We start from the raw sequence: 24,613 nt of genomic DNA on the forward strand, positions 1-24,613 counted from the left end.
GCTCAGGTCGTGTCAGCCGGTGAACCCCGGCACCACCAGCCCCGACTCGTACGCGATCACCACGGCGTGGGTCCGGTTCTGCGCACCCAGCTTGGTCAGTACGTTCCCGACGTGCGTCTTCACCGTCTCCAGGCTCACCGTCAGCGACTGCGCGATCTCCGGGTTGGACAGGCCGGTGGCCATCAACCGCAGCACCCCCTCCTCCCGCCCCGTCAGCGCCGCCTTCGGCAATGCCTTCGTGGAGTGCAGCGGGCGGGCAGCGACCATGCGGCGCAGTGCCGTCGGGAAGAGGATCGCCTCCCCCGCCGCCACCACCCGTACCGCTTCCGTGATCTGACGGACCGGAAGTCTCTTGAGTACGAACCCGCTGGCCCCCGCGCTGAGCGCGGCGGTGACGTAGTCGTCGTTCTCGAAGGTGGTGATCACCACGACCTTCGGCGGTTCATCCGACTCGGCAAGCAGCCGCCGGGTGGCCTCGATCCCGTTGCAGCGCGGCATCCGCACATCCATCAGGACCACGTCCGGCCGTAGCCGCCGCACCTGTTCGACCGCCTCGACGCCGTCGGCGGCCTCCCCGACCACCGTGATCCCCGGCTGCACCGCGAGCAACGTGCGCAGACCGCTGCGGGTCACCTCGTCGTCGTCCGCGATCAGGAGTGTGACGGGCGGGCTGGTGTGGCCGGCGGTGGAGGGGCCGGAGCCGGCGGCAGAGCCGGTCACGTCGGCGGTGCTCGCTTCAGGGCCGGGCGTGGCGGCCGCGCTCGTATCAGAGCCGATCATGCCGACCACCGTACCGGCAGCCGGACCGCCAACCGCCAGTGCTGCGGACCGTGCGGGCCGGCGTCGATCTCACCGTGCAGCAACCGCACGCGCTCGGCCAGCCCGGGCAGGCCGTGCCCGGATGTCGGGAAGGCATCCGGGCCCGGGCCCGCATCCCCGCTCGTGCCGGCACCGGTCCGGTTGACCACACTGAGCTCCAGTCCGTCCTCCGCGGCCGCCACCCGGACCACGATCGGTCCGCCCGCCCCGTGCCGCAACGCGTTCGTCAACCCCTCCTGCAGTATCCGGTACGCCGCCCGCGAGAGCGTCCCCTGCACCTGCGCCAACTCGCCCGACAGTTCCGGCTCCACCACCGCGCCCACGTGCCGCAACCGGTCGAGCAGCTCGGGCAGGTCGGCCAAGGTGCGGGTCGGCGCTGTCTCCGCCTTTTCCTCGCGCAGCACGCCGAGTACGTAGTCGAGGTCCTCCAGCGCTGCCCGGGCCGACTCCTCGATGCTGCGCAGGGCGGCCCGCGCCGCCATCGGGTCGGCTGAGAGCACCTCGCCCGCCACGGCGGCCTGGATCGTGGTCGCCGTCAGCGTGTGTCCTATGGAGTCGTGCAACTCGTGGGCGATCCGGTTGCGTTCGGCCAGGTGCAGTTCCCGCTCCGCCGCCAGGGCGAGCCGCTCGGCCGATGACGGCCCCAGCAGTCTGGGCGCCAACCACCGCAGGGCGTTCGTCACCACCGCGCACACGGCCGCTGCCAGCAGCAGGCACCCGAGCGCCACCACCCAGCTCTGCCAGCCGCCCTCCACGCGCACCGACCAGCCGAACAGACTCAGCCCCGCCTCTGCGCCGAGCCAACCCCCCGGGAGGACCAGGCCCGAAAGGAGCAGCAGACCGCTCACCAGGGCCCCGGCCCACCCCAGTGCCACGTGCAGCAGCAGCCAGAGAGGAGTGCGCCAACGGTCGGCGCCGGAGCCTGCGGGCCGACGTGCGGCCACAGGCTTCGGCAGCGGCACTCTCAACAGCCGTCGGGCGGACGCGATCAGCGCCCGCCGTGTGATGCGGGCCAGTCCGACCACGCCGATGAGTGCCGCCCAGACCAGCAGGACCAGAACGGTCTGCACGCCCTCGGGAGCGGATCGCCACGCCAGCAGGGGCAGCAGCGCGAAGGGCAGCAGTGGAAGGCTCGCCACCGCGCCGCAGTAGGCGAACACCATGCCCGAGTACGTGGAGCCGCGCAGCAGCGGCCGGATCCCCTTGATCATAGTCGGCCAGTATGGCCGGGCAGCTCGCCGGTGACCTCCCCCGATCGAGGGAGTACTTTCTCCCGCTTTCCCGTGATGCGCATCCGATACCCCGGAAGTCACGATCGTGCCCAACGGTTCTACGGTTCCATAGGAGTTGACTCGTGTCTCAGCAGGTAGCGCAGACGTTTCGTTCTTCCACGCGGCAGCAGCGCGGCCGGCGCCGAGCCCTGTCGGCCGCGGCCGCGGTGGCTGTCGGTGTCATGACGCTGGGCGCCCTGGCGCCGCCCGCGGCGTTCGCCGCCGCCCGGCCGGACACCGTCCAGCAGGGCCTGAACGCCCTGGTGCGCACTGATGGCCTGCCCGCCGCGCTGGCGAGCGTCAAGGATCGTGAGGGTCGTACCCGTTCCTACACCGCAGGGGTGGGTGACCTGGCCACCGGGTCGAAGGTGCCTGACGACGGGCAGGTGAGGATCGGCAGCAACACCAAGGTGTTCACCGCGGTGGTCGTGCTGCAACTGGTCGGTGAGGGGAAGGTCGGCCTGGACGCCACGGTCGACAGCTATCTGCCGGGCCTCGTACGCGGGGAAGGGTTCGACGGGCGGCACATCACCGTCCGTCAGCTCCTGCAGCACACCAGCGGACTTCCCGACTACGAAGCACTCGTCGACGACGATATCCGTGAGCACCGCTACCTTGACCCCCGCGACCTCCTTGACATCGCTTTCCAGCGCAAGGCCGAATTCGCCCCCGGGACGAGCTGGGGGTACAGCAACACGAACTACCTGCTGGCCGGCCTGATCATCCAGAAGGTCACGGGCCGCCCCCTCGCCGAGGGGATGGACAAGCGCGTCATCCAACGCATCGGGCTGCGCCACACCTATTTCCCCGCCCCTGGCGACATGGCCATCCGAGAGCCCCACCCCCGCGGCTACCACAAGGATTCAGCAGACGCGCCCCTGCGCGACGTCACGGAGATAGACCCTTCCGTGGGCTGGGCGGCGGGCCAGTTGATCTCCACCAACTCCGACCTCAACCGGTTCTTCGCGGCGCTCCTGGCCGGCCGCCTCCTCCCCGCGGCCCAGCTCGACCAGATGCGCACCACCGTCCCCATCGGGGACACCGGCGCCGGTTACGGACTGGGACTCATGAGCAGGCCGCTGTCGTGCGGCGGCGTCTACTGGGGCCACGGCGGCGACATCAACGGATACGAGACCCGGGGCGGGGTCACCGACGACGGCCGCGCCGCCAGCGTCGCGGTGACCATCATCCCGCCCGACCCCGCCACCACGACGCACGTCGAGAGTCTCGTGGACACGGCTCTGTGCCGCTGAACCACGCCGCTTCAGTCGATGGGCACTCCGGTCCGCAGGAACCAGCGGCGCGACGGGTGCCTGTCGCACGTGAACTGGACCAGCGGGAGGTTGTTCTCCCGGGAGACGCCGCCCGCTACGGTCGCACACTTGCCCGTCTGCGCGTTCACGAGCTGGACGGAGCCCGCGCTGTCCCGGTTGGTGATGCGCCAGCGGCGCGAGGGGTGTGTATCGCAGGTGAACTGGACGAGGCCGAGGTTGTTGTCGGTGGAGACCCCACCCGCGACGGTCGCGCACTTGCCGGTCTGCAAGTTGACGATCTGGTTGGAGGTGCTGCTCGAGGCAGGGATGCGCCAGCGGCGCGAGGGGTGGGTGTCGCAGGTGAACTGGACCAGTTGGAGGTTGTTGGCGGCGGATACGCCGCCCGCTACGGTCGCGCACTTGCCGGTCTGTGCGTTCACGAGCTGGAACGTTCCCGATACCCGTGCCGGGGAGGCGGGCGCGGTTGCCTGTGCGACCGCGGCATCGGGCAACAGGACGAGGCTTCCGGCGAGAAGAACGGTCGGCACCGTCAGAAGCCGACGCGCGCGCACGTGCTTGCGCATGGGAGTGCCCCTCTCATGAGGGTGTGAGGGAGGTGAAGACACCGGGTGGCCGGCCCGAGGACGGTTCCGTCCTCCTGGGCCCCATGAATGGCCTGCCGGTGGTCGAGTGCCACGGCGCGCAGGCCTCTCCCACTATCGAAGCCCGCCCCCAGTGCCGCAACCGGTGGCCGACCTCGGGCCGACGGATGCGGAACGGCAGTATCCGGTCAGCCTGGATGGCCGTTCGGTGAACCGCGCGCGGCCGACGGCAGGTCAACGGCCTGCAATCGGCACGCCACACCCGGTGTCACCCTCCGTCCGCACCCGGTCGCGAAGGGCACACGCCCCGCCTGAGCAGCCAGAACGACCATTCGGTCGCCTGTATTCGAACAAGGTGTCCGTAAATCGGTCATCGATGTGCACACACCCTTCGGACCAGAGAGACTCGGCAGCGTCAAGCCGACACACCGCAGCCAAATGCTGCACCCACCCTTTGAATTGAAAGTGAGTACTGTCGTGCGCTACCGCATCGCTGCTGTCTCCGCCGCCGCCCTCCTCTCCCTGACCGGCGCCACCGGCATCGCCGAGGCACAGCCCGCGAGCCTGTACGCCCCGTCCGCCGTGGTCCTCGCCGTCGCCAAGGGCGAGAACGCGGCCACCGTCGTACGGGCGTCCGCCCTCAGCTGCGCACCGACCGCCCAGGGCACGCACCCCGACCCCCAGGCCGCCTGTTCCGCCCTCGCCGCCACCGCCGGCAGCCTCGACACGCTCCTGGCCGCCCCGGACACGAACCGCGCCTGCCCGATGCACTACGACCCCGTCACCGTCACCGCGGACGGCGTCTGGAAGGGCAGCCGCATCTCCTGGAAGCACACGTTCTCCAACGCGTGCGCCATGTCCGCGACCTTCAACGGGAACGCCGTCTTCGCTTTCTGACCGGCGGATCCGACGTCGGCTCAAGGCTCCCGGACGGTCGGCGAGATCGGCACTCCTGGTTCGAGGAACCACAGACCAGCGAGACTTCCGTCCTTGTGGAAGGACACACGGAACTCCCCGGGCGCGCGTTCCATCCGCAGCGGCACACTGACCACCGTGTACTCGCCGACTGCAGTGTCCTTGGGATCCCCGTGTGACTGGTAGCGCCCGAACGTGGCCTGGTAGGTCTTCCAGGCCCCCGCGAGGGCCTCCGGGGTCAGCACCTTGCGCAGCGTCGGATCGGAGTGGGCCGTGGCCGCAGCGAAGTCGCCGCTCACGATGTCGTCGAGCGTCTGAGCGGCGGTCCGGTCATACGGAGTCCGAGCGGCCGGGGATGCTTCCGCGACCGGGCCCGCGACCGTCGTTGTGGCGGCGTGGGCATGCACCGCGGCCGATGCGATACCACTGGCCGGCAACAGCACGCAGGCGGCCAGCGAGACAGTGGCTGCGGCCCGAACGAGTTGCCTCTTGCCGCTCATGAATGTGGTGACGTTGCGCGGCATCAGCACCACTCCCCTCTCCGGCTCGGCGGGCGGGTCAGGACACGTCCATCCTGCGCTCCTCGCCCTCCGCTTGCATGCCAAGGCCCGCCAGGCGGACGGGCTCACGCCCGGCTCGGGGGTGTTCTGACCTCGTTGCGGCAGCAGGTCCTTGCAGGACTGGAAGGCCTGAGCCGACTGAGGGTCGGAGGTGGGCAGGCCCCGCATGGGCGACCCGTCTTCATGGCGCTGCTGTCGCCGCCGGGGCCACCGCCGCGCCCGTTGAACTGCGGGCGCAGATCGGCACACACCTGCGTCGCCTCCTGCCGCTGCGGGTCGGCCGAGGCTCCGCGACCGGAGCCCCCGGATGCTCCACCCCAGCCGCCGGCACCGGCACCGGGCCCTCGGGTGCCGCCGGGCGGGCGGCCGCTACCGCTGGGGCGCGGCGCCATGGTGACGCCGTCCTGGGCCAGGCACTGGCGGTACGCGTCCATCGCCTTGGCATTCGGTGACGCCGAGGCAGAGGCGGTGGCCGCCGCATGCACCGCCCCGGAACCGGACGAACAGCCCGCGAGGACCACGTCGGACAGGGCCGCCCGGGACGCGACGGCGCTGCGCGCGGCGCGCTCGGGCTGACGGTCACTCGCGGTCGACGCCCTGCACGACACCCGGGCGCTGGACCCGACGCGCGAGGTGACCCTGACCGGTCCGGGCGGCGTCGGCTTGCCAGGCCCGGCACCGGTGCACGGCGACGAGGCTCGGCTGCGCCAGGTGGTCGCGAACCTCGTCGGCAAGGCGGTCACCCACACGCCCGCGGGTTACCCGGTACGTATCGGGGTGGGCGGCGCAGGCGGCCATGAGGTGATCGAGGTGGCCGACTCCGGGCCGGGTCTCACACCCGAGCAGGCGGCCCGGGTGCTCGAACGGTTCTACCGGGTGGATGCCTCCCGCAGCCGGCAGGCGGGCGGTGGGGCGGGGCCCGGCCTGGCCATCGCCTCTGCGCTCGTCCAGGCCCATGGGGGCGAGCTGGAGCTGGAGACGTCACCGGGCGGGGGGGACGGTGTTCCGCGTCCGCCTCGAGTCGGCCGGACCCTGACCGTGCGGTGCTGCGGGCATCCGGGCAGGTGATGCCGGTGCGCCGGTCTCGCACCGGATGCACCGCAGCCGATCCGGAGTCCCGACGGATCCACGGGGCCCGGCCTCTGGAGCGCCCGTAGCGGGATCCGCCCCTCGCCACACCCGCCGACGTACGTCAAGCCCCGAGCATCAGGGGCATGACCCCTCGTGCGTGTCCGGGGCCCAATGGAGACACGGAGCCCGCCGCGGGCTCTGCCCGGGGGCCTCGTCCCCGAGGCCCTTTCGCCCCACAAGGAGCACCATCATGATCCGCACGACCCTGACCACGCGTCTCGCCCTCCTCGGCGCCTCCACCGCCCTCGCCGCAGGCGGCGCGCTGCTGCCCTCCAGCGCCCTCGCCGCACCGGCTGCGCCGCAGGTCGCAGCGGTGCAGACGGCACCCGACCACCAGACACACCATTCCGGTAACACGTCGACGGTCATCGAGACGAAAACCGTCAACCGCACACTGCCCGACGGCAGGGTCAGGGTCACCACGACCACGACGGTCACCAAGACGACCACGCGCCACGGCAAGGTCGTCAAGCAGACCGTCACGACGACCGTGTCCAAGAAGACCCTCCCGGCGCCGCAGGACGACTGAGGCAGCCGCACGGACACGTGGAACGGCCCGCAATCCCGTCCGGGGTTGCGGGCCGTTCGTGGCTGGTCCCGGGCACCAGGGACTACTGCTGTGATCAGCAAGGCAGCCATCAGTTCTGTCAAGCCACGAATATTCGAGCGAAGACGTACGGCCCTTCGATCATGCCTAGTGGAATCCAGGGCCCCGCTCGGAAGCGTGAGGCTCACCACCGGAAAGAGAACGGTTCGCCGCCACTCACGGCAGCCGTGGTCCAAGAAAGAGATGAGCCACATGACTTCCGACTGCCGAACACGATGCATTCGGGCAATATCCCAAGTCGGATGCCCCGGAGCAGATGCCGGGAAGAGTCCCGAGTTTCCGGCCCGCGGGACGTGCGATTCGCGCGTGGCCGCCTTCCGGGAGGTCAACCGCTGGGCGACCGGAGACGGCCTGACGGCTGAACTCGACGGGATCTCCCTGGCGCGGGCCGTAACGGAACAGGCGCGGCGCAGAGGAAAGCACTTCCTGCCGAGGAGGACTCTTGTCCAGATGGGTGAGGTCCGCAGCCGGAACACTTCAGGGCGTCCGTTCCTCGAGGCATTTCTCCACTGCATGCTCGACAAGCACGAGGGCCGCTTCTGGAACCGGAGCTATCTCGCGCTGCCGCTCCTCGAGCTCCTGTTGGACGAACGGCACTGCGCGCTGAGTCCTGACCGGCTGGCCACGCTCCTCATGTCCGACGTCATACGGTTCGAGATCGAAGCGGCCGGCGCGTCACCCGGGGAGCCGGGCCGGGGACGGCCGGATCCGGCGACGCTGCGGAAGCGGCTGCGCCACGCCCTGCGGTTCGTGGGCGACCACCTCGGCGCGACGGATACCGATGACCCGGCGTCCCGGCTGCCCCGGATGCCCGAATCGCGCATGGAAGACCTTCTCCCCCACCTGCCGCGGCCACCGGCGACGGACGCGGGCCGCTGGTTCGACGTATCCGTCCAGCCGGTGTACGTGCTGCATGACGAATATTTCTTCATCCGCGCCCTTCAGACCCACGAAATGGTCTTCACCACGATCTCGGCGGACACACAGGCGGCCGTGAGGTCATTGCGTGACGGGAGCCTCGAATCCGCCGTGGAGCGAGTGGATCACGTGACCGCGATGTTCGACCGTGCCTCAGCGCTCTTCCGGGTCGTCGCCACGATGCGGGCGGAGCAATTCTTCACATTCCGGCAGTTCACCCAGGGCGCCAGCGCCATCCAGTCCGAACAGTACAAGCGCTTCGAGACAGCGTGCGGCCCACCGACCACCGCACGGCTGCGGTCGGCTGCCTTCACGAATGTGCCGGCCGTGCGCGCCGAGGCGGAAGACGCTGACCACGACAGTCTCACTCGGGCCTATCTCGACATCCGCCGCGAGGGCGGATTCGGCCAGGCGGAATGGACCGCTCTCGACGCGGCACTCGGTCGGCTGGAAAGCAGGCACCAGCGCTGGAAGTCCACCCATCGCAGGCTCGCCATGCGGATGCTCGGGGACGCCCACGGGTCGGGTTACACCAGCGGCGTTCCCTACCTCACCGAATGCCTGGACAACCGCCTGTTCCGACAGCTCGGGGAGGTCGGCTCGAAGGCTTCCTCGACCGACTGACGAAGAGGACGCGGACGCCGTAGCTCAGCACCCAGTCGTGCGGGACCGTTCGGCCGGTCGTCCGTCGCCCCGTGACGCGGCCCCGAAGGGGCGTGCACGGCCGGGCACATGGGGTGGGGAGCGGCTGCCGGGCCCCTGACGAGGTGGGATACGTTGTGGCTCCATTCGGGGGACGATCTACGGAGCTTGTACATGACGCAGAACACAGGGTGGGGCGGCCAGGGAGGCGGCTGGGGTGCCACCCCACCGTGGGGCGGCTGGGCGCCGGCGCCGGCGCCGCAGCCGGGCGTGATCCCCCTACGGCCGTTGGCCCTCGGGGAGATACTCGGCGGATCGTTCTCGACCATCCGCCGCCACTGGAAGCAGCTGGCCGGCGTCGTGCTGGCCGTCCAGGCCATCGTCCTGCCGGTCATGGCCCTCGAGGTGGGCGTCGCCGTCGCCGCGGTGTACCGGCACATCGAGCCCGTCTTCGATCCGCCCTTCGGGACGGAGCCCACGGCCGAGCACGTCGTGCCGGTGATCGTCGCCGGCAGCGCGCTGTTCCTGCTGCTTCTGGTGACGGGCGGGCTGGGTATCGCGGTCCTCACCGCGCTCTGTCCGGCGGTCCTCAAGGAGGCGGTCATGGGCCGCCCCACCACCTTCCGCGCGATGTGGCGCGCCACCCTCCGGCGCACACCCGCGGCGGCCGGCACGATGCTGCTCACCACGCTGATCGCCGGCTCTCCGATGTTCGCCGTCCTGGCGGTGTGGCTGCCGCTGATGTTCTCTGCGGCCTCCGGTGACATCTCCCCGGCGATGGTCGCCCTCCTGCCGGTGCTCCTGCTGGTCGCCGTCCCCCTGACCGTGTGGCTCAGCACCCGGCTCGCCCTGGCCCCGGCCGCCCTGGTCATGGAGGGCGTCGGCCCGGTCACCGCGCTGCGCCGCTCGGCCAAGCTGGTCCGGGGCGCGTGGTGGCGGATCTTCGGCATCACCATGCTCGCCGGGCTGATTGCGGGTGCGATCTCGTACCTGATCCAGTTGCCGTTCAACCTCGTCGGCATGTTCACGGTGATTCCCGCCGCGGCGGACCAGCCCGAGGGGAGCGACCCGTCGTCCGGCATGATCACCGCGCTGGTGGTGGCCTTCCTCGCGATGCTCCTCGGTGTCGCCGTCAGCCAGATGTTCCAGATCGGATTCACCCAGCTGGTGAGCGGGGTGCTGTACGTCGACCAGCGGATCCGCCGCGAGGGCCTCGCCGACGCGATCCTCGCCGAGCTCGGCGCCACGGCGCCGGCCACCGGCCCCGCGCCCGCGGCCCCGTCGACGCCCCCGGCCCCGTCCGCGCCGCCGCAGTCCGAAGGGCCGACCGGCATCTGACGGGTGTCCGCAGGTCCCTCCCGACGGGTCCGACTGCCCGCCTACGCCGTCGGCTTGCCGGTCTCGCGACCGTCGGCGTACGTCGCCACCACCTCGATCGCGCCGATGCGCGAGACCTCGACGCGCCGCGGGTCGTCCCCGAGGACGACCAGGTCGGCGCGTTTGCCCGGGGTGAGGGTGCCCGCGCTGTGCTCCCAGTGGCATGCGTAGGCGCCGGCGACGGTGTAGGCGTGCAGGGCCTCGTCCACGGTGATGCCCTCGTCCGGGCCGATCAGCTGCCCGGACTCGGAGGCGCGCTCGGCCATGAACTGGACGGCCCGCAGCGGGAAGCCGTCCGCCACCGGCCGGTCGGAACTGCCGACCAGCGTGATGCCGTGGTCGAGGAACCCCCTGCCCCGGTACAGCCACGGCGCCCGCTCCACGCCCGTGATCGCCGCGTGGTCGTCGCCGAAACAGCGCAGGAAGTTGGGCTGGACGACCGCGCTGACGCCCAGTCGCGCGAAGCGCGGGAGCTGGTCGGGGCGGATCAGGCCGGCGTGCTCGATGCGGTGCCGGGCGCCGGGGCGGGGCCGCGGCCGCTGGGCCCGTTCCAGGGCGGCCAGGGCCACGTCGGCCGCGCGAGCGCCTCGGGGTCGTACTGCAACTGGCCGGTGTGCTCGAGTCCTTCGTACGGCGCGCTCAGCGCTGCGGTACGGGCCATCATGCCGCCGTCGGTGTAGATCTTGAGCGCGCCCACGGAGAGCCGGCCGTCGCCGAAGCCGGTGCGCAGGCCGAGGTCGAGGGCCTTGGGGATGCCGTCCGCGTCGTGCGCGGCGACCGGACGCAGCCGGTCCGCGGAGACCATGAGCTGCACCCGCAGCGGCAGCAGCCCCTTCTCCCGGGCGAGTTGGCAGGCGCCCAGCTCGACCGGGCTGTGGCCGAAGAGGGTGCCGCCGATGCCCGCCTCGGCGCAGGCGGTGACGCCCTCGACCAGGCAGGTCCGGGCGGCGCGCCCGATCGCCTCGGCCAGCTCCTCCTGGGAGTACGGCAACCGCAGCGCGCGGGCGGCGCCCATCGCGCCCTCCGAGACGGACTGCTGGTACGCCGAGGTCCGCATGCCGCTACGGCTGCGCGTGACCTACCAGTTCCTCGCGGACGGCACGGCGTACGCCGACCCCTTCAACCCGGCCGGTGCGGGCGGCGACCGGTCCGTCGCCGCGACCCCGGACGCCCCGGCCCAGTCGCACTGGCCCGTCATCGCCTCCGGAGCCGACTGCGTACTGCCTCTCCCCCGGACCAGGATCCGCTGGACCGGCGAACGGCTCGGCGGGCGGCGCACCGTACGGGTCCACGCGGCGGGCGGTGGCGGCCGGTGGTCCTGCTGCTCGACGGGGACGACTGGCTGTACCTTCACCCGGCCATGACCGAGTTCGACTCGGCCGTCGCCGGTGGCGACATGCCCCCGTCACCCTCGTCTTCCTGCCGACCCGCGACCGGGAGGCCGAGTTCGGTTGCCGGCCCACGCTGTGGGAGGCCGTCCGGGACGAACTGCTGCCGCTGTTGAGGGAATCCGGCCTGCCCGTGGCCCCGGACCGGCTGGTGGCCGCCGGGCAGAGCCTCGGCGGGCTGAGTGCGCTGTCCGCCGCGCTGGAGTTCCCGGACCTGGTGTCCCGGGTCGCCTGCCAGTCGGGGTCGTTCTGGTGGACCCCCGGCGCCCCGGAACTCGCGGACCGCATGGGCGGCCCGGTCGGCGGGGCCATCGCCGCACGCCTGCGGGAGCGCCCCGGCCTGTCCGGTCTGCGGGTCGCCTTCGACGTGGGGGAACACGAAACGCGGATGCTGCCCCACTGTGAACTGGTCGAGACCCTGGCCCAACAGGCCCGCGCGACCGTACGGGTGTCACGCTCGGCGTCGGGACACGACCGGGCCGGCTGGCGCCACGCCCTCCTCAGGGATGCCGCCTGGGCGCTCCTCTGGGGTCTGCGCCCACTAGGGAGTGTCGTCAAAGTGGCGTCGGCCGCCCGGAAGGGCGGGGCTGGCGGGGTCTGGTGCGTGCGATCGCAAGGCGGAGGAGGGAAGCGACGCGGTGGGGGCACCTCCCAGCGGTAGCTGGGGGACGTCGGTGACCGACGACAACGCGGCGAGCGTGCGTGCCAGCCCCCGCCAGCCTGGGGGCACCTCCCAGCGGTAGCTGGGGGAGGGACTTTGACGACACGACCTAGGGAGCCGCGCTGCAGGCGGTCACCGCGGTCCCGTTGGTCACGCTGGCCTTGGTCAGGGCGGTCACGCACTGGTCGTGGTAGCCGGTCGACCCGGCCGTACACGCCGCCCGGATGGCAGCCGGGACCTCGCCACCCTGCAGCTCCCGCTCCACCTGGTTGATACAGGCCGAGACGTCCGCGTGGGCGGCGGGAGCGGTGAAGGCCGCACCACCGAATACGAGGGTCAGGCCGGTGAGGACACCTGCGAGACGGGTTGACGTGCGCATGGGACGCACCTGCTCTCCGGGATGGTCGCGCGGCCCGGGATCTGCATGTGCCGGATCCGCGTGGGAACGGCGCCGAGCGCTCACGGCCGACGTGCCGCGTATGGACCGGGCCCCGCACCGGACCGGCTCGGCAGGGCTTCCCCTCCTCGTTCGACGCTAGAGCAGCCCGCTGCCGTACGCACCCGCTGGGGTGGGTCAGCGGGCCACCGCCAGGCAGTAGTGCGGCCCCGGCGCAGCTCCGCGCGGTTGCGTGCGATGAGTTGCTCGGTGACCGCTTCGACGGCCGTCGTCGGGTCGTGCAGGACGAGGATGTCGCTGTCGGCGGCGCGGGCGCGGGCCGGGGACAGCCGCTGGCGCTGCCCGCCGGAGAGGTTCGCGCCGCGGTCGCGGACCCCGTAGTCGAGTCCGTCACGGTGCAGGGCGACGACGTCGGTCAGCATCGACGCCTCGACGGCCCCGGGGACCGTCCTGCTGGTGCCCGACGGGCCGATGTTCGTGCGGAGCACGACTCCGTCGCGGAGTATCTGGACCATGTCGTCGACCTGGTCCGCGGCCCACTCGAAGCAGTCGTGGAACTCGACCCGCAGGGGGAAGAAGTTCTTGTGGTTGATCGTGCGAGGGCAGCCGTCGTGCAGGGCAGGCAGGCGGCCGTCGGTCGAGCATCGGGAAGCGCGGAAGTCGGGGACGCCGGCGACATCGTGCGGCAGGAGGCCGTGCCGGTGGGTCCGACGGAGGGCCTGGACCGCCTGGTCCGTGCCCAGTCCGAGCCGTATCCCAGCGCCTTCACGTTCCACAAGGGCAAGCGGCTCGAGGTCCTGTCCGCATACGTGTCCCGGGGCCGGTACGGCGGCGCGCCCGGCCGTATCATCTACCGCGAGGCCGACGGCGTGGTTGTCGTCGCCGGCGCGGACGCCCGCACCGGCCGCAACCACGGACCGGCCATCACGCGCGTACGGACGGCGGACGGCCGGGAGCTTCCCGCGACCGAGTACTTCACGTCCATGGGCGGCCACCTGACCCACCGCCCCTGAGGCCCCGGCCAGCGGCACCCGGCGGTCTCAGGCCCGGGCAAGTCGAGGGAGAAGCACCTCCGCGTTGCCGCGGTTGATCGCGTGCAACTGTCCGTCCTCCCAGTGGGGGTACGTGTCCAGCCCCGCGTCGAACCCGGTGGCCCACTCCTCGGGGAGCATGGGGAAGTCGCTGCCGTACAGAACGTGTCCGGGCGCCGCGAAGGCGATCAGTGAGGGCAGCGATGCGGGGCCGGCCGAGATGGCGGTGTCGAAGTAGAAGCGCCGCAGGTCGGCCAGCAGGCCCTCGGGGGTGGTGTCGGGGTGGAGGCGGGCGGCGACCGCGAAGCGGTGGGCGGCGTACGGCAGGAAGCCGCCCGCGTGGGGCAGGATCATCTTGATCCCGGGGTACCGGCGCGGAACACCGTGCACGGCCATGTGCAGGGCGGTGCGCGCGGTGTCGTATGGGAAGTCCACCAGGGGGCCGGGCAGGCCCGGGACCATCGCACCGGGCGGTGCGGTGGGGTGGACGAGGACGACGGCGGCGCGCGCGTCCAGCTCCGCCCACAGCGGATCGAACTCCGGGTCGCCGAGGTAGCGGCCGTTGGCGTTGGACAGCAGCATCACACCGTCGGCGTGCAGTTCGTCCAGGGCGTGGGCGACCTCGGCGAGCGCGCCGTCCACGTCGGGCAGGGGCAGGGCGGCGAAGTGACCGAAACGGTCGGGGCGGTCCTTGACCACCTCGGCGGTGTACTCGTTCACGCGCCTGGCCCCGGCGCGAGCCCCGGCGGGGTCGTCGGGGGCGGCGAGCGGTGCGGGGTACGACAGGACGCCGGTGGCGATTGACCTGCGGTCCATCATGGCGATCGCGCTCGGCCTGTCCCATGCGGGTGCGGGCCAGCCGAGCGCCTCGGCGCGCTCGGCCATCCCACGGCTGCGGTCCGGGGGGATCAGGTGCTGGTGGACGTCAATGCGCGCGGGATCCGTCATTCCTGCCCGTGCCTCCTCGAATGCGGGTGCCTACGTCTTGACAGCCTGACCACATGAGAAGGGACGGCGGGTGACCGACAGACCGGCCCCGCCCGGAACAGGGGCGAGACCGCCCGGAACTCACCGGAAACCACCGCACCCCCTCCCCCGCCCCGTCACGAAGCGGACGGCCCACATCGGCGGACCTTTACCAAGATCGGCACCTGGCGTCAAGCCACGTATTCGAGTGGCGTGACGCACACACCGCCACACGGTTTATTGGAAGTACGCCCCCACCAGGGAAACCCCGGAAAACAAAAGGGCCAAAGAAACACCCCGGCCCATTCCACCGGGCGATACACAAAACCTATTTCGTTGCCGAATGGAGAATTACCATGTTCGAGCGTTTCCCGACCCGCCGCATCGTCCTCGCCGGAGCCTCCCTCGCCCTCCTCGGCGGTGGCATCGCCCTCCCCGCGACCGCCATGGCCGCACCCACCACCGCCCCCCAGGCCATCACCCTCCCCCAGGACAGCGCCGACGGCATCGGCACCGGCGGAGGCGCCAACGCAGAGAACACCACCGTCGGCGGGACCGCCACCGGCGGCAACGCCAGCACCGGAGTCGGCAGCTGCAAGGGCAAGTGCATCATCAACACCGGCAACGCCACCGGCGGCAACGCCAGCGCCGACGCCGTCAACACCGGCGACGCCACCGCCGTAGGCGGCAACGGCACCGGCACCGGCGGCCAGGTCAACAAGCAGAACATCAAGAACCAGGTCAAGAAGGACCTCAAGGCCAAGCTCGGCAAGTGAGACCCCACACCACACCCCGCACACCCCACACCGCAGACGCCGGAGAGGCCCACAGCCCCTCCGGCATCCGCATGCCCGTCCGCGCCCTCACCGCCACCGCCGGCCCCCCGGCGATCCGAACCGGGATGCGCCGCCCGTGGTCAGGGTGCAGGGTGCGGGAGGCCCGTTCCGATTCCGCGCCGTACGCGGAGCAGGTCCGGCGGTATCTCGCCCTCGAGGGCGAGGCCCGCGTCCGCGAGCTCCGCGCCGAGTGCCTGCCGGGTCAGCGGCCAGAGCAGGAACGACTCCTGCGCCCGGCGCAGGACCCGGCCCTGACGGCACACCAGGTAGGCGTAGTCGCAGCGGATCCGGTCACCCTCGGCGCGGGCGGTGACCTGCCCCCGGTAGGTGTCCAGGCCCAGCTGCACCTCGCCCAGGGAACGCCTGGTCGGACGGGCGGGCAGCCGGGCCGGCGGGCGGTCGAGGAAGAGCAGTCCGCCCGGCACCAGCAGATCGGCCAGTGTCCGCCACAGCGCACGCCGCTCGTCGGGAGGCAGACAGGAGGCCATCCGCAGGCAGACCGCCAGATCGGCCTGCCCGCTGAGCGACAGCTCGACGGCGGAACAGGAGTGCACGGTCACCCGGTCTCCGACGGATCCGCCGGCGGGCGGGTGCAGCCGGGACAGCAGGACGGCCCGCATCGCCGCCGCCGGCTCGACGGCATGGACCGGCACGCACGAGGCGCCGATCAGTACGTCGGTGACCAGCCCGGTCCCCGCTCCGACCTCGACGATCCCCACGCGCGCCGCGGCGGCCGGTCCGGCCAGCGCCAGCGCGTGCCGGTGGTACGAACGGGCGTGCAACAGATCGTAGAACTCGGCCGACACGGCGTACGCCTGCCCGCGCGCTCCGCTGTCCGGGCGAGCCTCCGGCAGTTCCGCGTACGAGGCCCGTCGCGCGTCCACCCGTCTGTCCATCGGGCCATCATCGCCGTACGGGCGCCGTCCCACGACCCAGGATTCGGCCACCAAGACGAAGGCGGCGCCCGACGCGCTCCCGCTTCGCCCAGTGGGCGAGCGCGCGGAGTTCAACGCCTCGCAGACCGGGGTGCCCGGGTGCCCGGTGTCAGCGCAGGGCGGGCTCGCCTGTCCGGACGGCGCTCATCACGCGCTCGACGGTCTCCCGCTGCTCTCCGACCGGGGCCGCGTAGCCGATGGAGCCGCGCGCGGCGTCCTCGCCGAGCACCCGGGTCATCACCCATGCGGCGAGGTACTGCGAAGCCAGGCAGCCGCCGGCCGACGCGATGTTGCCCTCGGCGTGGAACGGCGCGTCCAGCACGGTGACACCGAAGTCCTCGACGAACGGGCGGCTCGTCATGTCCGCGCAAACCGGCATGCCGCCCAGCAGCCCGAGCCGCGCGAGCACCAATGCGCCGGAGCACTGCGAACCGATCAGCTGACGGGCGGGGTCCAGGGGCAGCATGGCGAGCAGCCGGTCATCGGCGATCACGTCACGCGTCTTCACCCCGCTCCCGATCAGCACGACGTCGGCCTCGGGAATGAACTCCATCGGGCGCTGCCCGCTCACCTCGACGCCGTTCATCGAGGTGACCACGGGCGTCGGTGTGGTGATGAAGGCCTCCAGGCCGTCCTTGCGGCAGCGGTTGATCAGTGCGGAGGCGATGAAACTGTCGAGCTCGTTGAATCCGTCGAAGGTCACCACGGCTACCTGCATCGGAACTCCTCGGTTGCGGCGTCGGAGATCCATTCTTCCACCCACCGCGCGGCCGGCCCCCGGGCCAATTGGCGCCAGGTGGCCTGCTGCTCCCGGGCCGCCGGAACGTCGGGGTCACCCACACGGAAAACGTTTGGACGGCGCGGACGCGCTCGCGGGACACTGCGAATTCCGTTCTGGCACGAGATCACAGGGTTGCGATGGAATCGTCTGCATCACCAGCGCTACCGCCACGCAAGGGCCCCGTGGTCCTCGCACTTCGCTACTACGGACGGGAGTTGATCCGGCTGCGCCGGCTGACGGCGCCCGCCATGCTGATGCCGGCCCTGGGCAACATCGGCGTCAACTACATCGCCCCGCTGGTCGTCGCAAAGCTGGTCGGTCGCATCGCCGATGACGCCACCGCCCCCGCCCTCGGCTCGATGCTCCCGTACGTCCTCGCGTTCGCGGGGGTCCTGCTGCTCTCCGAGGCGGCGTGGCGCGTCGGCCTGCACTGCCTGAACCGCCTCGACGCCCTCGGCATCGAGCGCCTGTACGTGATCGGCATGGACGAGCTGTTCGCGAAGGACGCCGCGTTCTTCCACGACAACTTCGCCGGATCACTGACCAAGCGGGTCCTGAGCTTCGCCTCCCGCTTCGAGGAGTTCGTCGACACGCTGACCTTCTCGGTCGTGGGCCGGTTCGTACCGCTGCTGTTCGGGTCGGTGGTGCTCTGGCACTACGAACCGCTGCTCGTCGTGGCGCTCCTGGCCATGATCGCGGTGACGGGCGTGTGCGTGCTGCCCCTCATCCGGCGCCGTCAGGCGCTCGTCAACCGGCGCGAGGAGGCGATGGCCCGGGTGTCGGGGCACGTCTCCGACAGCCTGATGAACATGGACACGGTCCGCGCGTTCGCCGCGGAGGAGCGGGAAGCCGCCGAGCACCGGTCCCGGGTGGCGCACTCGCGCGGGCTGATGCTGCGGTCGTGGGACTACGGCAACCTGCGCATCGACACCTTCGTCGCGCCGATGTCCGTGGTGACCAATGCTCTGGGCCTGCTGCTCGCCGTCACGATCGCCGGGGAGGGGCACGGGGTGGAGGCGGTCGTGGTCGCCTTCACGTACTACTCCAATGCCACGCGGATCATGTTCGAGTTCAACCAGATCTACCGTCGCCTGGAGAGCTCGATGACGGAGGCCTCGCAGTTCACGGCACTGCTCCTGACGCCGCCGACGGTACTCGACCCGCAGTCGCCGGAGCCGGCGCCATCGCCGACCCGGGCCGCCGACGTGCGATTCGAGAAGGTGACCTTCGCCCACGCGGGCGCGCAGCCGCTCTTCGAGGGACTGGACCTGGCCGTGCCCGGCGGGGCCAAGATCGGGCTCGTGGGCCGGTCCGGCGGCGGCAAGACCACACTCACCCGGCTGCTGCTGCGGATGACGGACATCGACGCCGGCCGGATCCTGATCGGCGGCCAGGACATCAGCAGGCTGCGCCAACGCGACCTGCGCGGCCTGATGGCCTACGTGCCGCAGGACCCGGCGATGTTCCACCGGACCTTGCGGGAGAACATCGCGTTCGCCCGGCCTGACGCCACCGACGCCGAGATCCGCCGCGCGGCCGAGGCAGCGCACGTCACGGAGTTCGCCGATGCACTGCCGGACGGCCTCGACACCATGGTCGGCGAGCGCGGCGTCAAGCTCTCCGGCGGGCAGCGCCAGCGGGTCGCGCTCGCCCGGGCGATCCTGCGCGACGCTCCGATCCTGCTGCTCGACGAGGCGACCAGCGCCCTGGACTCCGAGAGCGAGATCCTCGTCCAGGAGGCGTTGTGGCGCCTCATGGAGGGGCGGACCGCCCTCGTGGTGGCGCACCGGCTGAGCACGGTGGCCCACATGGACCGGCTCGTCGTCCTCGACCACGGACGCATCGTCGAACAGGGCACGCACCAGGAGCTGCTCGCCACCGAGGGCGCCTACGCGAAGCTGTGGCAGCACCAGTCGGGCGGCTTCCTCGACGACAGCCCCGCACGCACACACGGCGAACGGCCTGCCGACCGTCAATGACCGTGCCGACCGTCCATGACCCGGGCCGGTCGCTACGGGGAACCGAAGTCCGGGATGGTCAGCGAGCCGTCCTCGGCCAAGGGGAAGCCCGGGTTGTGGGCGATCTCCCACAGGTACCCGTCGGGGTCGGCGAAGCACCCCGCGTAGCCGCCGTAGGCCGTTGCCCCGGCCTGCTTGGTCACGGTGGCTCCGGCCTGCCGTGCAGCCGTGAGGAGCGCGTCCACATCCTCCGGTGAGCGCATGTTGTGAGCCAGGACGATGCCGCCGAAGCCCGTCCCGTGCGCGCTGTCGAGGCCACAGTCCAGTGCGAGCTCGTCGCGGCCCCACAGGACGAGCCCGAGGCCGCCCGCCTGCACGCGCTTCAGCGCATTCCCAGCCCGCCGGCTCACACCGGCCAGACTTTTACCAAGATCGAATCCCGGCGTCAAGCCACGTATTCGAGTGTCGTGACGCACGCGCCGCCACAGGGTTTATTTGAAGTACGCCCTCACCGGGGAAACCCCCGGAGGACAAAGGGCCGGAATGCAATCAACCGGCCTTTCTGCGGGGCGGAATACAAACCTTTTTACACCGAATGGAGAATTACCATGTTCGAGCTCTTCACGACCCGTCGTATCGTTCTGGCCGGAGCTTCCCTGGCGCTGGTCGGTGGTGGCATCGCCCTGCCGGCGACCGCCATGGCCGCGCCCACCGCCGCCCCGCAGCAGGCCGTCACCCTCCTCCCCCAGGACAGCGCCGACGGTATCGGCACCGGCGGCGACGCCAACGCCGAGAACACCACGGTCGGCGGCGAGGCCACCGGCGGCAACGCCAGCAGCGGCGTCGGCAACTGCGAGGGCGGATGCGACATCAAGACCGGCAACGCCACCGGCGGCAGCGCCCGAGCCGACGCCGTCAACCTCGGCGACGCCACGGCCGTAGGCGGCGACGGCACCGGCACGGGCGGCCAGGTGAACAAGCAGGACATCAAGCTGCAGCTGAAGGAGAACCTGAAGCAGAAGCTCGGCAATTGAGGGCAGGAAATCACCCCCACACCGCAGACGCCGGAGAGGCCCACCGCCTCTCCGGCGTCCGCATGCCGCTGACCGTGGAACGAGGCCGGGAGGCCGCCCTTGCTTCCGCTACCTGGCCAGCGCGGGGACACCCACCGGCGCGCTGAGCGCGACGACCCGGCCGACGAGTTCCCGATAGGACCAACCTGCGCCGGCGGCTGCCGCGCCGAGGCCGCTGAGGGGTCGCAATCCGGGGCAGGCGTTGACCTCGAGGCAATGGGGTACGCCCCGGCCGTCGCAGCGGAAGTCGACTCTTGAATAGTCCTTCGCTCCCAGCCCCAGGGCGTAATGAGCGCGCAGTGCCTGCTCACGCAGGCCTGCCTCGAGATCGTACGGAAGGTCTGCGGGGCAGTGGCAGCGCGCGGTTTCCGGGCGGGACTTCGTCTCGTAGTCGAAGAGCCGTCCCGCGTACTCGATCTCGACCACCGGCAGCACGCTGTCTTCGATCACGCTCACGGTGAACTCCCGCCCTGGCAGGAACGGCGTGGCGATCAGCTCCTCGCCTGCCGGCGCGGCCCAGCAGGCGTGAGCGAGCTCGTCGGCGTCATCGGCCACGCACAGTTCCAGGTGGGAGGTGCCCGTGTTGGACTTGACCACCACCGGCCCCTGGGCCAGCCACTTCGACACCTGTTGCGGCATCGGCTGATCCGACCCCGCCGTGAGGCGGACGCTGTCGGTGACGGTGACGCCCGACTCCCGCATGAGCGCCAATGTGCGCTGCTTGTCCCATGCCAGGCTGCACTGGGTGCTGGGCGCGCCGGTGAAGGGGACCCCTGCCATCTCCAGCAGCGCCTGGACGTGACCGTCACCGCCCCACCCGCCGTGCAGAGCCGGAAAGACCAGATCGGCGTCGCGGAGCAACGGGAGCACCGGCCCCGTGGTGAGCGCGGCCAGCATGAGTTCCCGCCTCTCGCCCTCGTCCGGCTCCGAACCTCGAAGATCCGTGGCGGTACGGGGCAGCGCGCCATCGATCGCCGTGGGCCCGGCCAGTACGGGTTCCGCTGCGGCAGGATCAACCACCTGGACCTCGTGCCCGAGCTCCACCAGTGCCCCGGCCACCGCCAGACCGGATTCCAGCGAGACGTCCCGCTCCAGGCTCTCCCCGCCACAGAGGACAACGATCTTCATGCGCCCATGATGAACGGCCCCGCCCCCGGCTCTCCGTATTCAGTCGACGGCGGCGTGCCGCGACGGCCTCGGGCCCCGCCGGCACCGAGGGGGCCGCAGAACTGTCCGCCTTCCGTCGCGGGCGGGGTCAGTCGCGGGCCGTCAGGGCCTTCGTCAGCACGCCGCCGCCCACGATCAGTGCCACGCCCAGCCACCAGACGTTGTCGTCGAAGATCAGGACGGCGATCCCGACGGGCACCAGCAGTCCGGCCAGCGGCAGGAACATCCCGGCCAGGTGCGGCGGCTCCGGCCCCGGCCGGCCCGCCGCGCGGAGCGCCCGGGCGCGGGCGACGTCCGGATACCAGGCGGTGAAACGCAGCGCCGCCACGATGGCGAGGATCTGGATGATCCATCCGGTCCAGATGTTGTTCGGATCGTGCAGCACGAGGTCGCCGTACGCACCCGCCACGGCGGCGACCAGGAACGCCAGCCCCCACGCCCCGGTGATGTAGTAGTTGGTCCGCAGGAACGTGGGCGTGTGCCAGTACGCCGGATCGACCTGTTCCCGGGCGTACTGAAGGGTGAACGGAACACGCGCCGCCATCGACCCGAAGGCGATCAGGAAGAGGGCGATGTTGGAGACCTCCCCGGCGTACGTCTCCAGCCAGCGCCGGGTGCCGTCGCTGGCGAGGGCGCCGATGACGGCCATGACGGTGAAGAAGACCAGGTCGGCGATTTCCAGCAGCTTCCAGCTGCTGCCCTTGTTGATGATCCGACCGGCCGCGACCAGCACGATCGTCGCCGCCAAGGCGAGCACGACGGCGATCTCGAACCTGCCGGGACCGACCAGGAGCGAGAAGATGATCCACGGTGCCATGCCGACGACGGGATTCTCGAGGAATCCGGCGACAGCACGGCGGACCGTGGCGGGCGCCTCGGTCTTCACATCTCCAGGGTGCGCGTGGGAGGCCGCTCGGGCCATTCGGCTGGACTCGGCGGGCCGCCGATGAGTTTCGCGGTTGCGGTCCGTCTACCTCATGAGAAAGCGAACCGAACCCCCGCTCGGCTACCCAGGGAGCCCCTCATGCGCAAGATCACCGCAGGCCTGTTCATCTCCCTCGACGGCGTCGTCGCCGAGCCCCAGACCTGGCACTTCCCGTACTACAACGACGAGATGGGCGCCGCCGTCATGGGCGACATCCAGTCCAGCGACACCTTCCTGTTCGGCCGCACGACGTACGACGTCTTCGCCGAGGCATGGCCCGAGCGCGAGCGCGCCGGCGGCGAGGACGCGGGGCTGGCCAAGGACTTCGGCGACACGCGCAAGGTCGTCGTCTCGAGCCATGCCCTCGACTTCACGTGGCGCAACTCCGAGCAGCTCACAGGCGGCTTCCTCGAAGGCGTGAAGGCGCTGAAGGCCGAGGACAGCGACAAGCCCATCGCCGTCACCGGCTCCGTCTCCCTCGTACGCCAGCTCCTCGCCGCCGGCCTGCTCGACGAGCTGCGGCTGCTGGTGCACCCCATCGTCCTCGGCGAGGGCCTGCGGCTGTTCGCGGACGGAGAGGGCCCGTACCCGCTGAAGCTGCTCAAGTCCGAGACCTTCACGACCGGCGTGATGCACCTGCTCTACGCACCGGCCGACGCCCCCCGGACCCCGGCAGCCGGCTGACTCCGCGCGGCAGCAGCCCCGGCCGGTGGCTCGGCGGGCCACCCAGGCCCCGGCGGTCAGGGCGACTCCTGGAGGTAGGCGGCGATCAGGGCGAGGTCGTTGGCGATGGCCAGGACACCGGCGGGGTCGGCCGTCGGCGTGGACGCGCCGTTGACGCCCGCGTAGAAGGTGTCGAAGCGGCCACCGCCCTTGTCGAGGTAGCCGGCGATGGTGATGGCGCCGACGGCGAGCCGGTCGTTGAGCGCGTCGCCTCCGACGGCCGCGCCGGTCTTCCCGAACACCTTCCCGCGCGCCGGACAGCTGCGGCAGTTCTCGGCCAGCAGACCGTCGACGCCCAGGATCGGCAGGGCCTCCCGGAAGCGCTGCGCGTCCGGGGTGCGCTGCCAGTACGCCAGCATCTGTACGAGCGCCTGCGGCGTGGCCCGGTCGGCGGGGTTGCCGCCGCGGCCGTCCATGAGTTCCGCCTGCTTGCGGTCGACGCCCGCCCGGTCCAGGAAGGCGGCGAGAACCGGGAAGCCGTCCTCGCACTGGTTGCTGCCGGTCGTGACGGCCATCAGGCAGATCCCGAGGTTCGCGCCCAGGTTGTGGCTGACCTTGAGGATGAGCTTGGCGTACTGGTCGTACGGCGGTGAGGTGTACGCGGCCACCCGCGGGCGGCCGTCATAGTCGTGCGGCAGCCGGGCGACCGGGTTGGGGGCGGTCGCGCCGGCGGAGACTTCCACCCCGGCCCGCGCGAGTGCCTCGATCAGCGCGGTACGGCCGAACGCGGCCGGGTCCGTGATGGGCGAGGTCCGCAGCAGTGGCTCGGAGTCCGCCGCGATCGTGCCGGACAACCGGATCCGGGTGCCGCCGTCGGTGGCCGTCACCGTGACGTTCGTCGGTTTCCCGGCCGCTACGGTCTTCACCGTGGAGGTGACCTGGTACGGCGCGACCTTCGGCCGCCAGTCCAGCCGGGCGTCGGCGCCCGCCCGGTCGCCGGGCTCGGTCAGCAGGTCGATCAGGTTGTCGTTGATGATCAGGGGGGTCGGGGTGGGGTCGAGGACCGGGTCGGGGGCGAAGAGCCGGCTGTCGACGATCACGTCGCCGACGACGCGGGTGATGCCGGAGTCGCGGACCTGCCGGGCGAGCTGGTCGATCCCGGCGAGGGGGTTCTCCGGGGTGAGGGTCGCGCCGGGGAAGTCGTTGGCGTAGGTGTGGTCGAGGTCGGTGTAGGCGACCGTGCCGTCGGGGCGCGTCCTGCCGCCCATGGTGAGATCGCCCTGGGCGACGAGATCGAGGTCGCCGGTCAGCGTGGCCCCGGTCCGTTCCCCGACCGCGTAGACGGGGGTCACGAAGCGGTGGTCCGTGCCGAGGGTGCGCCACGTGCCGGAGACGGCGAACAGTTTCGCGGTGGAGCCGGGGATGAAGAACTGCCCGGGGAACAGGCTGTGCAGCACCCGCCCGTCGGCCGGTTCGGTCTGCAGGAGTCCCCACTGGGCATGGCGGTACTCCGGCTTGCGCATGATCTCCGTGATGCGCGGGTCGAGCCGGCCCGGATCTCCCACACCGGTGGGCCACGGCGACGGGACCGGGGAGGGCGCCGGGGAGGGTGACGGGGCCGCTCGGGCACCAGTACCCGAGGCGAGGGCCACCAACAACAGGGCGGCGAAGCCGGCGGCCGCTCGGCGCCGCAGCGCCCTGATGCGGATCGGATTTCCCACAGCGCGCTCCGTTCGT

General features: G+C 71.3%; 23 protein-coding genes and 4 pseudogenes. 13 read left to right on the forward strand and 14 right to left on the reverse strand.

The features are described 5' to 3' along the window. Positions 1–12 precede the first annotated feature (12 nt). Both ACZ5WG_RS21770 and ACZ5WG_RS21775 read right to left on the reverse strand, forming a co-directional pair. Complete coding sequence (locus ACZ5WG_RS21770) at positions 13–780, reverse strand: response regulator transcription factor (protein ID WP_468725203.1); 768 nt, start codon at positions 778–780, stop codon at positions 13–15. Further along, complete coding sequence (locus ACZ5WG_RS21775; RefSeq protein WP_468725205.1) at positions 777–2,030, reverse strand: sensor histidine kinase; 1,254 nt, start codon at positions 2,028–2,030, stop codon at positions 777–779. The genes ACZ5WG_RS21770 and ACZ5WG_RS21775 overlap by 4 nt, the downstream gene beginning before the upstream one ends. A gap of 209 nt (positions 2,031–2,239) precedes the next feature. Between ACZ5WG_RS21775 and ACZ5WG_RS21780 the strand changes: the two genes are divergently transcribed. Then, entirely contained in the window at positions 2,240–3,343 is a 1,104-nt protein-coding gene (locus tag ACZ5WG_RS21780; protein WP_468725525.1) for a serine hydrolase domain-containing protein, read from the forward strand. An 11-nt stretch (positions 3,344–3,354) separates the two neighbouring features. On the opposite strand, the gene ACZ5WG_RS21785 is transcribed toward ACZ5WG_RS21780, so the two are convergent. Continuing rightward, on the reverse strand, positions 3,355–3,927 hold the full coding sequence (locus ACZ5WG_RS21785; RefSeq protein ID WP_468725206.1) for an RICIN domain-containing protein: 573 nt from the start codon (positions 3,925–3,927) through the stop codon (positions 3,355–3,357). 483 nt (positions 3,928–4,410) lie between these two features. On the opposite strand from ACZ5WG_RS21785, the gene ACZ5WG_RS21790 reads away from it, so the two are divergent. After that, on the forward strand, positions 4,411–4,842 hold the full coding sequence (locus ACZ5WG_RS21790) for an SSI family serine proteinase inhibitor (protein WP_468725208.1): 432 nt from the start codon (positions 4,411–4,413) through the stop codon (positions 4,840–4,842). 20 nt (positions 4,843–4,862) lie between these two features. Here ACZ5WG_RS21790 and ACZ5WG_RS21795 read toward each other — a convergent pair whose 3' ends face one another. Then, positions 4,863–5,384 (reverse strand): DUF3887 domain-containing protein, encoded by a 522-nt coding sequence (locus tag ACZ5WG_RS21795; protein WP_468725209.1) that lies wholly within the window; start codon positions 5,382–5,384, stop codon positions 4,863–4,865. Positions 5,385–5,810: 426 nt separating this feature from the next. Here ACZ5WG_RS21795 and ACZ5WG_RS21800 point away from each other — a divergent pair, with 426 nt between their 5' ends. From ACZ5WG_RS21800 to ACZ5WG_RS21820, 5 genes are all read left to right on the forward strand, one after another. After that, positions 5,811–5,996 carry a hypothetical protein gene (locus tag ACZ5WG_RS21800; RefSeq protein ID WP_468725211.1) on the forward strand — a complete coding sequence of 62 codons (186 nt, stop codon included), beginning with the start codon at positions 5,811–5,813 and terminating at the stop codon, positions 5,994–5,996. 105 nt (positions 5,997–6,101) lie between these two features. Then, positions 6,102–6,488 (forward strand): ATP-binding protein, encoded by a 387-nt coding sequence (locus ACZ5WG_RS21805; RefSeq protein WP_468725212.1) that lies wholly within the window; start codon positions 6,102–6,104, stop codon positions 6,486–6,488. A 253-nt stretch (positions 6,489–6,741) separates the two neighbouring features. Then, a complete protein-coding gene (locus tag ACZ5WG_RS21810) occupies positions 6,742–7,080 on the forward strand; it encodes a hypothetical protein (protein WP_468725213.1) in 339 nt (112 codons plus the stop codon). 384 nt (positions 7,081–7,464) lie between these two features. After that, complete coding sequence (locus tag ACZ5WG_RS21815; RefSeq protein WP_468725214.1) at positions 7,465–8,700, forward strand: tryptophan 2,3-dioxygenase family protein; 1,236 nt, start codon at positions 7,465–7,467, stop codon at positions 8,698–8,700. Between the two features lie 192 nt (positions 8,701–8,892). Beyond that, complete coding sequence (locus ACZ5WG_RS21820; protein ID WP_468725215.1) at positions 8,893–10,056, forward strand: DUF7847 domain-containing protein; 1,164 nt, start codon at positions 8,893–8,895, stop codon at positions 10,054–10,056. Between the two features lie 41 nt (positions 10,057–10,097). On the opposite strand, the pseudogene ACZ5WG_RS21825 reads toward ACZ5WG_RS21820, so the two are convergent. Beyond that, a pseudogene (locus tag ACZ5WG_RS21825) lies at positions 10,098–11,125 on the reverse strand (amidohydrolase); the annotation flags it as partial. Between ACZ5WG_RS21825 and ACZ5WG_RS21830 the strand changes: the two are divergent. After that, positions 11,121–12,006: pseudogene (locus ACZ5WG_RS21830) on the forward strand (alpha/beta hydrolase-fold protein); the annotation flags it as partial. The pseudogenes ACZ5WG_RS21825 and ACZ5WG_RS21830 sit on opposite strands and share 5 nt — an antisense overlap. Positions 12,007–12,253: 247 nt before the next feature. Here ACZ5WG_RS21830 and ACZ5WG_RS21835 read toward each other — a convergent pair. Further along, positions 12,254–12,523: a hypothetical protein gene (locus ACZ5WG_RS21835; protein ID WP_468725216.1), complete on the reverse strand. Its 270-nt coding sequence runs from the start codon at positions 12,521–12,523 to the stop codon at positions 12,254–12,256. Between the two features lie 215 nt (positions 12,524–12,738). Further along, positions 12,739–13,026: pseudogene (locus ACZ5WG_RS21840) on the reverse strand (ABC transporter ATP-binding protein); the annotation flags it as partial. A 222-nt stretch (positions 13,027–13,248) separates the two neighbouring features. Here ACZ5WG_RS21840 and ACZ5WG_RS21845 point away from each other — a divergent pair. Next, a pseudogene (locus tag ACZ5WG_RS21845) lies at positions 13,249–13,554 on the forward strand (methionyl-tRNA formyltransferase); the annotation flags it as partial. A 27-nt stretch (positions 13,555–13,581) separates the two neighbouring features. Here the strand turns inward: ACZ5WG_RS21845 and ACZ5WG_RS21850 are convergent. Then, positions 13,582–14,520: an amidohydrolase family protein gene (locus ACZ5WG_RS21850; protein WP_468725217.1), complete on the reverse strand. Its 939-nt coding sequence runs from the start codon at positions 14,518–14,520 to the stop codon at positions 13,582–13,584. A 374-nt stretch (positions 14,521–14,894) separates the two neighbouring features. Between ACZ5WG_RS21850 and ACZ5WG_RS21855 the strand changes: the two genes are divergently transcribed. Then, positions 14,895–15,314: a hypothetical protein gene (locus ACZ5WG_RS21855; protein WP_468725218.1), complete on the forward strand. Its 420-nt coding sequence runs from the start codon at positions 14,895–14,897 to the stop codon at positions 15,312–15,314. Between the two features lie 140 nt (positions 15,315–15,454). On the opposite strand, the gene ACZ5WG_RS21860 is transcribed toward ACZ5WG_RS21855, so the two are convergent. Next, positions 15,455–16,270, reverse strand: a complete 816-nt coding sequence (locus ACZ5WG_RS21860) for a class I SAM-dependent methyltransferase (protein WP_468725220.1) — start codon at positions 16,268–16,270, stop codon at positions 15,455–15,457. Positions 16,271–16,418: 148 nt separating this feature from the next. Next, positions 16,419–17,027: a type 1 glutamine amidotransferase family protein gene (locus ACZ5WG_RS21865; RefSeq protein WP_468725221.1), complete on the reverse strand. Its 609-nt coding sequence runs from the start codon at positions 17,025–17,027 to the stop codon at positions 16,419–16,421. A gap of 200 nt (positions 17,028–17,227) precedes the next feature. Between ACZ5WG_RS21865 and ACZ5WG_RS21870 the strand changes: the two genes are divergently transcribed. Beyond that, positions 17,228–19,069, forward strand: a complete 1,842-nt coding sequence (locus ACZ5WG_RS21870) for an ABC transporter ATP-binding protein (protein WP_468725222.1) — start codon at positions 17,228–17,230, stop codon at positions 19,067–19,069. Positions 19,070–19,101: 32 nt separating this feature from the next. Here the strand turns inward: ACZ5WG_RS21870 and ACZ5WG_RS21875 are convergent, their stop codons facing one another. Further along, entirely contained in the window at positions 19,102–19,458 is a 357-nt protein-coding gene (locus ACZ5WG_RS21875) for a VOC family protein (RefSeq protein WP_468725223.1), read from the reverse strand. 198 nt (positions 19,459–19,656) lie between these two features. Between ACZ5WG_RS21875 and ACZ5WG_RS21880 the strand changes: the two genes are divergently transcribed. Beyond that, positions 19,657–20,082: a hypothetical protein gene (locus tag ACZ5WG_RS21880; RefSeq protein WP_468725225.1), complete on the forward strand. Its 426-nt coding sequence runs from the start codon at positions 19,657–19,659 to the stop codon at positions 20,080–20,082. A 108-nt stretch (positions 20,083–20,190) separates the two neighbouring features. Here ACZ5WG_RS21880 and ACZ5WG_RS21885 read toward each other — a convergent pair whose 3' ends face one another. Then, the gene (locus ACZ5WG_RS21885) at positions 20,191–21,249 is read right to left on the reverse strand and encodes a D-alanine--D-alanine ligase family protein (protein WP_468725226.1); all 1,059 of its coding nucleotides are present in this window, start codon (positions 21,247–21,249) and stop codon (positions 20,191–20,193) included. Between the two features lie 127 nt (positions 21,250–21,376). Beyond that, positions 21,377–22,174, reverse strand: a complete 798-nt coding sequence (locus tag ACZ5WG_RS21890) for a hypothetical protein (RefSeq protein WP_468725227.1) — start codon at positions 22,172–22,174, stop codon at positions 21,377–21,379. Positions 22,175–22,312: 138 nt separating this feature from the next. Here ACZ5WG_RS21890 and ACZ5WG_RS21895 point away from each other — a divergent pair, with 138 nt between their 5' ends. Then, positions 22,313–22,897: a dihydrofolate reductase family protein gene (locus tag ACZ5WG_RS21895; protein WP_468725228.1), complete on the forward strand. Its 585-nt coding sequence runs from the start codon at positions 22,313–22,315 to the stop codon at positions 22,895–22,897. 56 nt (positions 22,898–22,953) lie between these two features. On the opposite strand, the gene dacB is transcribed toward ACZ5WG_RS21895, so the two are convergent. Then, positions 22,954–24,597 carry a D-alanyl-D-alanine carboxypeptidase/D-alanyl-D-alanine endopeptidase gene (dacB, locus tag ACZ5WG_RS21900; protein WP_468725229.1) on the reverse strand — a complete coding sequence of 548 codons (1,644 nt, stop codon included), beginning with the start codon at positions 24,595–24,597 and terminating at the stop codon, positions 22,954–22,956. Positions 24,598–24,613 lie beyond the last annotated feature (16 nt).

The organism is Streptomyces sp. NPDC032745 (assembly GCF_055579465.1).

Bases quoted from the DNA above. Each gene is read 5' to 3' on its own strand.
- ACZ5WG_RS21770 (WP_468725203.1), bottom strand. From the start codon at position 780: ATGATCGGCTCTGATACGAGCGCGGCCGCCACGCCCGGCCCTGAAGCG.
- ACZ5WG_RS21775 (WP_468725205.1), bottom strand. From the start codon at position 2,030: ATGATCAAGGGGATCCGGCCGCTGCTGCGCGGCTCCACGTACTCGGGC.
- ACZ5WG_RS21785 (WP_468725206.1), bottom strand. From the start codon at position 3,927: ATGCGCAAGCACGTGCGCGCGCGTCGGCTTCTGACGGTGCCGACCGTT.
- ACZ5WG_RS21795 (WP_468725209.1), bottom strand. From the start codon at position 5,384: ATGCCGCGCAACGTCACCACATTCATGAGCGGCAAGAGGCAACTCGTT.
- ACZ5WG_RS21800 (WP_468725211.1), top strand. From the start codon at position 5,811: ATGGTGACGCCGTCCTGGGCCAGGCACTGGCGGTACGCGTCCATCGCC.
- ACZ5WG_RS21810 (WP_468725213.1), top strand. From the start codon at position 6,742: ATGATCCGCACGACCCTGACCACGCGTCTCGCCCTCCTCGGCGCCTCC.
- ACZ5WG_RS21820 (WP_468725215.1), top strand. From the start codon at position 8,893: ATGACGCAGAACACAGGGTGGGGCGGCCAGGGAGGCGGCTGGGGTGCC.
- ACZ5WG_RS21835 (WP_468725216.1), bottom strand. From the start codon at position 12,523: ATGCGCACGTCAACCCGTCTCGCAGGTGTCCTCACCGGCCTGACCCTC.
- ACZ5WG_RS21850 (WP_468725217.1), bottom strand. From the start codon at position 14,520: ATGACGGATCCCGCGCGCATTGACGTCCACCAGCACCTGATCCCCCCG.
- ACZ5WG_RS21855 (WP_468725218.1), top strand. From the start codon at position 14,895: ATGTTCGAGCGTTTCCCGACCCGCCGCATCGTCCTCGCCGGAGCCTCC.
- ACZ5WG_RS21860 (WP_468725220.1), bottom strand. From the start codon at position 16,270: ATGGACAGACGGGTGGACGCGCGACGGGCCTCGTACGCGGAACTGCCG.
- ACZ5WG_RS21865 (WP_468725221.1), bottom strand. From the start codon at position 17,027: ATGCAGGTAGCCGTGGTGACCTTCGACGGATTCAACGAGCTCGACAGT.
- ACZ5WG_RS21870 (WP_468725222.1), top strand. From the start codon at position 17,228: ATGGAATCGTCTGCATCACCAGCGCTACCGCCACGCAAGGGCCCCGTG.
- ACZ5WG_RS21880 (WP_468725225.1), top strand. From the start codon at position 19,657: ATGTTCGAGCTCTTCACGACCCGTCGTATCGTTCTGGCCGGAGCTTCC.
- ACZ5WG_RS21885 (WP_468725226.1), bottom strand. From the start codon at position 21,249: ATGAAGATCGTTGTCCTCTGTGGCGGGGAGAGCCTGGAGCGGGACGTC.
- ACZ5WG_RS21895 (WP_468725228.1), top strand. From the start codon at position 22,313: ATGCGCAAGATCACCGCAGGCCTGTTCATCTCCCTCGACGGCGTCGTC.